This is a genomic window from Nocardia sp. NPDC059764 (assembly GCF_042732555.1).
Lineage (GTDB): Bacteria > Actinomycetota > Actinomycetes > Mycobacteriales > Mycobacteriaceae > Nocardia.
Map to the genome: position 1 here is coordinate 80,629 of NZ_JBHWHH010000006.1, position 9,077 is coordinate 89,705.

General features: G+C 66.8%; 8 protein-coding genes. 7 read left to right on the forward strand and 1 reads right to left on the reverse strand.

Translation table 11 applies throughout. From position 1 onward, the window contains the following. Positions 1–187: 187 nt before the first annotated feature. The 4 genes from ACFV4K_RS02360 (at position 188) to ACFV4K_RS02375 (ending at position 4,048) form a co-directional block, all read left to right on the forward strand. Entirely contained in the window at positions 188–1,501 is a 1,314-nt protein-coding gene (locus ACFV4K_RS02360; RefSeq protein ID WP_379271419.1) for a lipase family protein, read from the forward strand. Between the two features lie 226 nt (positions 1,502–1,727). After that, complete coding sequence (locus ACFV4K_RS02365; RefSeq protein ID WP_379271421.1) at positions 1,728–2,858, forward strand: alkane 1-monooxygenase; 1,131 nt, start codon at positions 1,728–1,730, stop codon at positions 2,856–2,858. Positions 2,859–3,038: 180 nt separating this feature from the next. Then, entirely contained in the window at positions 3,039–3,497 is a 459-nt protein-coding gene (locus tag ACFV4K_RS02370; protein ID WP_379271423.1) for an alpha/beta fold hydrolase, read from the forward strand. 89 nt (positions 3,498–3,586) lie between these two features. Then, a complete protein-coding gene (locus tag ACFV4K_RS02375; RefSeq protein ID WP_379271424.1) occupies positions 3,587–4,048 on the forward strand; it encodes a phage tail protein in 462 nt (153 codons plus the stop codon). 31 nt (positions 4,049–4,079) lie between these two features. On the opposite strand, the gene ACFV4K_RS02380 is transcribed toward ACFV4K_RS02375, so the two are convergent. Then, complete coding sequence (locus ACFV4K_RS02380) at positions 4,080–4,853, reverse strand: metal-dependent transcriptional regulator (RefSeq protein WP_379271426.1); 774 nt, start codon at positions 4,851–4,853, stop codon at positions 4,080–4,082. 174 nt (positions 4,854–5,027) lie between these two features. Here ACFV4K_RS02380 and ACFV4K_RS02385 point away from each other — a divergent pair, with 174 nt between their 5' ends. The 3 genes from ACFV4K_RS02385 to ACFV4K_RS02395 all read left to right on the forward strand — a co-directional run. Continuing rightward, positions 5,028–5,987 carry a bifunctional riboflavin kinase/FAD synthetase gene (locus tag ACFV4K_RS02385; protein WP_379271427.1) on the forward strand — a complete coding sequence of 320 codons (960 nt, stop codon included), beginning with the start codon at positions 5,028–5,030 and terminating at the stop codon, positions 5,985–5,987. Between the two features lie 133 nt (positions 5,988–6,120). Then, positions 6,121–6,390 carry a 30S ribosomal protein S15 gene (gene rpsO / locus ACFV4K_RS02390; RefSeq protein ID WP_213556830.1) on the forward strand — a complete coding sequence of 90 codons (270 nt, stop codon included), beginning with the start codon at positions 6,121–6,123 and terminating at the stop codon, positions 6,388–6,390. A gap of 448 nt (positions 6,391–6,838) precedes the next feature. Beyond that, positions 6,839–9,077 (forward strand): polyribonucleotide nucleotidyltransferase (locus ACFV4K_RS02395; RefSeq protein WP_379271429.1); only part of this gene is annotated, 2,239 nt, incomplete at its 3' end.

Below are 9,077 nucleotides of genomic sequence, written 5' to 3' on the forward strand. Positions count from 1 at the left end.
CCGAACCATCCGGTCGGGAGGATCTCAATGGCGGGCGTTGTCTCAGCGTTCACGGTGCGGACGGATGTCATCGGCAACACGAGGCATCGCATCCGGCTTCCTGGCCCGAGCGCGATTACCCTCGTACTCTCACTTGTTGATCTAGATCTGGCTGCCGGGAAACCAATCCATGGGAAGGATCGAATACGTGAGGAGTGAAAAGCTCGTCTGCGCATTTGCTTTGACCGGAGTGCTCGTCGCGTGCAGCGCGGCAGTTTCTACGCAACCCGCCGCGGCGGAGCCGGCCACCGAGGCGGCAGCGGCGGATTTCTACAGTCCACCTATTCCACTGCCTGGCGGTGCGGGCGACATCGTCCGCAGCGAGTCGGCGTCACTGGCGCTGTCGGCCCCCGGCCAGCCCGGGATCATTCCGGCCACCTCGACGCGCATCATGTATGTCAGCAGCGCCGCCGATGACGCGCCGACCGCTGTGGTGGGCACCTATCTACAACCGACACAGCCGTGGATCGGCCCGGGTGAACGGCCGCTGGTCGCGTATGCGGGCGGCACGAAGGGGCAGGGCGAGCAATGCGCCCCCTCGAAGCTGCTGTCACAGGTCGCGCAGTATCAGCCGCCGGGCGACGCGATTTTCGAATACGACCTCCTGGCGCTGTACACGCTGCTCTCGCGCGGCATGGCGGTGGTGATAACCGACTACCACGGCCTGGGCACGCCGGACACCCATGACTATCTCAACCGGAAGGCCCAAGGCTACGCGGTGCTCGACTCCGCCCGTGCCGCGACGAGGTTGCCCGGCAACGGGCTCGGTGCGCACCCACCGGTTGTCCTCTATGGGTATTCGCAGGGCGGAATGGCCTCGGCCGCCGCGGCCGAGCTGCAGCCGGATTACGCTCCCGACCTGGACGTACGCGCCGCCTATGCCGGCGGCCCGGTGGTGGACGACCAATACTTCATCGGGTATAACGACGGCCGCCCCGGCCTCGCGCCCGCGTTCGCGTGGATCCTCAATGGCATCGCCGCCGACTACCCCGACACCCGTCAGGTGCTCGACGCCGAACTCAACGACACCGGTAAGGCGGTCCTGCGGGACTCGGCCGACAAGTGCGCCGGCCTCTTCGGCCTGTTCGATGGGTATCAGAACACGGCCAAGTGGACCACCAGCGGCCAACCGCTCACAGCCGTCATCGATGGTTCACCGGTTTTGAAGGCGGCGTTCGACGAACAGCGGCTCGGTACGCGCACCCCGGCGGTCCCGGTTCTGATCGCGGCGGCCCACAACGACGAGGGGACGCCTTATCCGGCCATCCGCGATATGGCCGGCCAATGGTGCGGTGGAGGCGCCGCCGTGCAGCTCGACGCGAACGCCACGATTCCGGCCGTTTCCGGCACCGTGGGCACCCACGTGCTGGCCTTCTTCCCCGCGCTCGCGGCCTCGCAGCAGTGGATGACCGACCGCCTCGCCGGCTTGCCTGCGCCTGTGAACTGTGGCGCTTTGCCCTGACCTGACTCGACGATCCGGCCCGGCACACGCCGCTATCCCATGGATAGCGGCGTTTTTTCGTTCGACGAGGACCGCGTCCGCGCCCGGCCGGTCAGGCGACGATTTCCCAATTCGGACTTACGCGACACCGCAGCAGCAGCTATCCTTTGGCAACGCAGTCTCGGCGCGACCGTTTTCTCGGCGACACCACACAATTCACGTTGTCGGTTGGATGAGCGAGACACACATGACGGTAATGAAACGCACGAAAGTCCATGACTCCAAACGTTATCTATGGCTGCTCGGTTCGACCGCACCAGCCTGCGCGATACTTCCGGCGCAACTGGTGACCTGGACGGGGCTGACCCTGTTCTGGTGGATCGGCCCGATCGTCGTGCTGATGGTGATCCCACTCGTGGACCTCGCCGTTGGCGCAGACGCGAGCAATCTGGACGAGCAGGATTATCAGGCGCTCTCGCGGGATCGCTATTACCGTTGGTGCACTTACGCTTTCCTGCCGATCCAGTTCATCGGACTGGTGATCGCAGGATACCTGTGGGCCGACAACGAACTGAGCGTCGCCGACAAGCTGGGCTTGACCGCGACCCTGGGGATCGTTGCCGGAATCGGTATCAACGCCGCCCACGAGCTCGGCCATCGAGCCGAGCGTCTGGAACACTGGCTGGCGAAAATCGCACTGGCACAATCCGGTTACGGGCATTTCTTCGTCGAGCACAATCGCGGGCACCACGTCCGGGTTGCCACCCCGCAAGACCCGGCGAGCGCTCGCTTCGGTGAGTCGCTGTGGGCGTTCCTGCCGCGCAGTACGCTGGGCGGCTTCCGCTCCTCGCTCGCCCTGGAGCGTGAACGCCTGGCCCGCAGGGGGAAACGCTGGTTCAGCCCCGATAACAATCTGCTGCAGGGTTGGTCGATGAGCGCTGCGCTCTTCGCGATGATGGTCGGCGCGTTCGGGGTTGCCATCCTTCCATTTCTCCTGTTGCAGGCCCTGATCGGCATCGGACTGCTCGAGACCGCGAATTACATCGAGCACTATGGATTGCTGCGCCCCCGCCGCGCCGACGGCCGTTATGTGCGGTGCTCACCGCGCGACAGCTGGAACAGTGACCGCGTGGTCACCAACGTCTTCCTGTTTCAGCTGCAGCGTCACAGCGACCACCACGCGAATCCCGGCCGCCGCTACCAGGCCTTGCGTAGCTCAGCAGAGGCGCCACAGCTACCATTCGGCTACGCACTTATGATCGTGCTCGCCGCAATCCCCCCGCTGTGGCGCGCGGTCATGGACCACCGGGTGCTCGCCTACTACGGCGGCGACATCACGCTTGTCAATACCAAACCCCCGGCCGCACGCTCTCGCTGAGGGTGGCCGCGACGATGACCTCGCGTTCGGCCCGCCGGAGTGGCGAACCCGGAACGGGCCCACCACGATACGCGGCGGGCAGGTCTGAGAGGATGATGTCGCCGGCCGAGCGAACCTCGGCGACGGCCCGCATCACCCGATGCAGTTCGGCGAGAGTCCTCCACCGCGGGCGATCCCGCTGTGGGACAACCGAAACCGGGTGTGCTCGGGGGTGGTGGCGCGTGGCCCGCGGACCGCGACAGCTATATCGCCTGGCAGGTGCGCAATGTGCGGGCCGTCGGCTCACCCGGCTTCGCGTTCGACGAAGCCGCGGCGGCCGACCGTGCGGGCCGAGCCTACGACCGCGGAGTCGATCAGGCGGCGATGATGCGCCACTTCCTGGCCGTGCTGGCCTCGGACCCCGATCGCACGCCCCGGCTGCGGACCCTGCGCGTGCCCACCCTCGTGCTGCACGGCCTCGACGATCCGATGATCGACGTCAGCGGCGGCCGCGACACCGCCGCGGCGATCCCGGACGCCCGGCTGGTCACCTACCCGGGTCTCGGGCACAGTCTGCCCCCGGAATTGTTCTCCGCCTTCACCTATGAGGGGGCCGGCCTTGTGCGCGAAACCGAGCGGAGCGGGTACCGACTCGGATGATGTCGATTCCGGTCGCCGCCCCGCAGAGAAGTTAGGATTGCGCAGGAAACGCACCGTCCGGCAGGTACAGACACGTTCAGGAGTTCGGGATGACCTATGCAGTCGACTTCACCGATGTCTCGACCGTGGGCCTGGATTCGTCACCGGCCGCACCCGCGCTGGCCGGGCTGCGGGCGAACGAAGCCCGCTACTTCAAGAACAAATACGACCACGTCTTCACGGTCGAGCCCGCGAGCAAGGCGAAGAAGACCATCGACTGGGTGAGCAAGATCCTCGCCGACGAGCGCGGGATCGTCATCGAGTCGAAGCCGCTCGAGGCAACGGAATTCGAGGTCGAGGGCATTCGCATGGCCTATGTCTTCTACGAGAGTGGCCTGTCGATCAACGTGATGTACACCCTCGAGGACTCCGGCAAGCGCGCCGTCGGATTCAAACTCTCCGACGGCATGGAAATCCCCGAGGAACTGGACTCGTTCAAATTCGCCCGGCAGAAGTCGAAGCTGGCGGGCACCATTCGAGGGTCCTTCTTCGTCATCAAGGGCGAGTACTGACCCTCGCCGAGATGGCGGCGTCCGTGCCGAACTAGTGGGCTTCGCTCAGCCAGATGGCCTCGGCGGCGATGCTGCCCAGATCGATGGTCCGCTCCTCGACCCGCACCGCGATGGTTCCCGCGAAGTCGCGTCGCTCCACCACCGCGATCGGCGTATCCAGCGCGATCCCCAGTGAATCGAAGTACCGCAGCATCGCCGGATCGGAATCGGAAATCCGTGCCACCCGCCCGGATTCACCCGCGCCGAAATCGCTGAGCTGCCGTGCCGGGGGAGTGGGCACCGCCCCGTCCACCGACGGAATCGGGTCGCCGTGCGGATCCCGGTCCGGATGCCCGAGTTTGGCGTCGATCCGCTCCATCAAGGTCTCCGACACCGCGTGCTCGAGCACCTCGGCCTCGTCGTGCACCTCGTCCCACCCGTAGCCGAGCTCGTTGACCAGAAAGGTCTCGATCAGCCGGTGCCGCCGCACCATGGCGATGGCGGCCCGCCGCCCGTCCTCGGTCAACGTGATGGCCCCGTACCGGGCGTGCTCGACCAGGCCCTGATCGGCCAGCTTGCGTACCGCCTCGGACACCGTCGACGCCGACACGCCGATCTTCTCGGCCAGCAGCTTCGTCGACACCTTCTCCTGCGACCACTCCTGCGCGGTCCAGATCACTTTCAGATAGTCCTGGGCCACCGACGACAGCACCGGTGCGACGCTGGACGCTCCGCTCGCGGCGGTGAGGGTGGTCCCGTGAAGTTCGGAAGGTGCGGACGGATCGGCCAGCTCGCGGCGGGTGGCGATGTCTCGTTTTCCGGGCACGTAACCGAGCTTAGGCACATGCCGCGCGGTTTCACACATCGGCGCGCTCGCTGGTAGAGGCACCCGTCGCCGAGCGCCCCGGACCGGTGAACACGCGGTGACGGGCATGCTTCCGGCCGTGGTCTTCCGCACGGCGGAATATTGTCCGAGACGCGCTTTGCGTAGGCTTCCGGTGTGCAGAGATGGCGAAGCCTCGAGGAGATGCCCGCGGACTGGGGCCGGTGTGTCCTCACCATCGGGGTGTTCGACGGCGTGCACCGCGGGCATACCCAGCTGATCAGCCGCGCGGTGAAATCCGCTGCGGTGCGCGGCGTTCCGTCGGTGCTGATGACCTTCGACCCGCATCCGGTGGACGTGGTGCGCCCGGGAACGCATCCGCCGCAGCTGTCCACCCTGGACCGGCGCGCGGAACTGGTCGAGGAACTCGGCATCGACGTCTTCGTGGTGATGCCGTTCACCCGGGACTTCATGAAGCTCACCCCCGAGGAGTACGTCGAGGAACTGCTGGTGAACCGCCTGCACGTGTCCGAGGTCGTGGTGGGTGACAACTTCACCTTCGGCAAGCAGGCCGCCGGCACCCTCGACACCATGCGCGAGCTGGGCAACCGCTACGGCTTCGAGGTCGACGGGGTGCAGCTGCTGGGCGAGCACGCGGTCACCTTCTCCTCCACGTACATCCGCGGCTGCCTGTCCGAGGGCAATGTGGGCGCCGCCGCCGAGGCGCTGGGCCGCCCGCACCGCGTCGAGGGCGTGGTCGTGCACGGCGACGGCCGCGGCAAGGGCCTGGGCTTCCCGACCGCCAATGTGGCCCCCACCATGCATGCCGCCATCCCGGCCGACGGCGTCTACGCCGGCTGGTTCACCGTTCTCGAACCCGGTGACCCGCTGGCGGGCGAACGCCACATGACCGCCATCTCGGTCGGCACCAACCCGACCTTCGACGGCCGCAACCGCACCGTCGAGCCCCATGTCCTCGACTTCGACGCCGACCTCTACGGCAAGCACGTGGCCGTCGACTTCGTCGAGCAGCTGCGCGGCATGCGCAAGTTCGAGTCGATCGAGGAACTGGTCGAGGCCATCCGCCGCGACTGCGATCAGGCCCGCAAGGTCCTCGGCGGCGAAGTCGAGGAGTAGGGCACGCCAGGGCCGATTTCCGCGACACCAGGTGCTCCGGTAAGCTGGCCCGTCGGGTTTGCTGCGGTCCGCGGTGGCGCCCAACCGGGTTTTCCCGGTCACTTCCGAGCGCGGTCTGAAACAAGGAGTATCTGTGGCTCTCACCACTGAGCAGAAGTCGGCCATTCTCGCCGAGTACGGCGTCCACGAGAAGGACACCGGTTCCCCGGAGGCGCAGATCGCGCTGCTGTCGAAGCGGATCGCCGACATCACCGAGCACCTCAAGAAGCACAAGCACGACCACCACACCCGCCACGGTCTGATGGCGCTGATCGGTCGTCGTAAGCGGCTGTCGAAGTACCTGCAGGACAAGGACATCAACCGCTACCGTTCGCTGATCGAGCGTCTCGGCCTGCGTCGCTGAATTCAGTGGCGCTCTCTCGGCCCGCCGAGGGATACTCTCTCGGCCAGCCGAGGGACATGACCTCTGTTCGCAGAGGTAGTTGACGAACCGGCCAACGGGGAGGCATAGAATCCTTCTCGTTGGCCTTTCGTATATGTGGCCGGAGGTTCCCCACGAGGGGGAACACGGCCCGGTATACGCCAACACGAGCCGTATGCACCCGTCGCGTGGCGTCGGTCTTCGGTAGTGGCTTTTCGGGGCGCGAAGTATGAGATGAACCATGCGCGCCCGGAGGGCTTCGATCGATGACCGCCTCCGCGTCGCCGTATCCAAGGGGATACCGGCCGGGTGTGCGTTGCGGCAGCCACGAGGGCTGCCGCGCGCCCATGCCGGGTACGGCTGCCTGCCGGTGGGCACGTGAACGAACACGTGCCGGATCCGGCGAAGACGAGAGGTTGAGATAACAAAGATGTCCGACACCCAGACCAGTTCCGCCGCCGAGGTCGAGCCCGGCGTTTTCGAGTCCGTCGCCCTGATCGACAACGGCGCCTTCGGTACTCGCACCATCCGTTTCGAGACCGGCCGCCTTGCCAAGCAGGCCGCGGGTTCCGTCGTCGCCTACCTCGACGACGAGACCATGCTGCTCTCGGCCACCACGGCCTCCAAGCAGCCCAAGGATCAGTTCGACTTCTTCCCGCTGACGGTGGACGTCGAGGAGCGCATGTACGCCGCGGGCCGCATCCCCGGCTCGTTCTTCCGTCGTGAGGGCCGTCCCTCCACCGACGCGATCCTGACCTGCCGCCTGATCGACCGGCCGCTGCGCCCGTCGTTCGTCGACGGCCTGCGCAACGAGATCCAGGTCGTCGTGACCGTCATGTCGCTGGATCCGAAGGATCTGTACGACGTGGTCGCGATCAACGCCGCCTCGGCGTCCACCCAGATCGCGGGCCTGCCCTTCTCCGGCCCGGTCGGCGGCGTGCGCGTCGCCCTGATCGAGGGCCAGTGGGTCGCGTTCCCGACCGTCGAGCAGCTCGAGAACGCCGTGTTCGACATGGTCGTCGCCGGCCGCGTGGTCGACGGTGACGTCGCCATCATGATGGTCGAGGCCGAGGCCACCGACAATGTGCTGGCCCTGATCGCCGACGGCGCCTCCGCCCCGACGGAAATCGTTGTGGCCGAAGGCCTCGAGGCCGCCAAGCCGTTCATCGCCCGCCTGTGCAAGGCGCAGGCCGACCTGGCCGCCCTGGCGGCCAAGCCGACCGAAGAGTTCCCGATCTTCCTGCCGTACCAGCCCGACGCCTACGAGGCCGTCGAGGGCACCGCCAAGCGTGAGCTGAACGAGGCGCTGTCCATCGCGGGCAAGCAGGAGCGCGACGAGCGCACCGACGAGATCAAGCTGGCCGTGCTCTCCGAGCTGGCCGAGTCCTTCGCCGGTCGTGAGAAGGAGCTGGGCGCCGCCTTCCGCTCGGTCACCAAGAAGCTGGTCCGCCAGCGCATCCTGACCGACAGCTTCCGCATCGACGGCCGTGGCCTCGCGGACATCCGCGCGCTGTCGGCCGAGGTCGCCGTGGTGCCGCGCGCCCACGGTTCGGCGCTGTTCGAGCGTGGCGAGACCCAGATCCTGGGCGTCACCACCCTCGACATGGTGAAGATGGCGCAGCAGGTCGACTCGCTCGGCCCGGAGACCTCCAAGCGCTACATGCACCACTACAACTTCCCGCCGTTCTCCACCGGTGAGACCGGTCGCGTGGGTTCGCCCAAGCGTCGCGAGATCGGCCACGGCGCCCTCGCCGAGCGCGCCCTGATGCCGGTGCTGCCCTCGCAGGAGGAGTTCCCCTACGCCATCCGTCAGGTGTCGGAGGCGCTGGGCTCCAACGGTTCCACCTCGATGGGCTCGGTCTGCGCCTCGACCCTGTCGCTGCTGAACGCCGGTGTGCCGCTGAAGGCCCCCGTCGCCGGTATCGCCATGGGCCTGGTGTCGGACACCGTGAAGAACGACAAGGGTGAGGACGAGGTCCGCTACGTGGCCCTCACCGACATCCTGGGCGCCGAGGATGCCTTCGGCGACATGGACTTCAAGGTCGCCGGTACCCGCGAGTTCGTCACCGCCCTGCAGCTGGACACCAAGCTCGACGGCATCCCGTCGCAGGTGCTGGCCGGCGCGCTGAACCAGGCCAAGGACGCCCGCGACACCATCCTGGACGTGATGGCCGAGGCCATCGCCACCCCGGACGAGATGAGCCCCTACGCTCCGCGCGTCACCGCCATCAAGATCCCGGTCGACAAGATCGGCGAGGTGATCGGACCCAAGGGCAAGGTGATCAACCAGATCACCGAGGACACCGGCGCCAACATCTCCATCGAGGATGACGGCACCGTGTTCGTCGGTGCGACCGACGGTCCGTCGGCGCAGGCCGCGATCGACGCGATCAACGCCATCGCCAACCCCCAGCTGCCGAAGGTCGGCGAGCGCTTCCTGGGCACGGTCGTCAAGACCACCGCCTTCGGCGCGTTCGTGTCGCTGCTCCCGGGCCGCGACGGTCTGGTCCACATCTCGAAGCTGGGCAACGGCAAGCGCGTCGCCAAGGTCGAGGACGTGGTCAACGTGGGTGACAAGATCCGCGTCGAGATCGCCGACATCGACAACCGCGGCAAGATCTCGCTGGTGCCGATCGACGAGGATTCGGACAACTCCGCTTCCTCTGCTG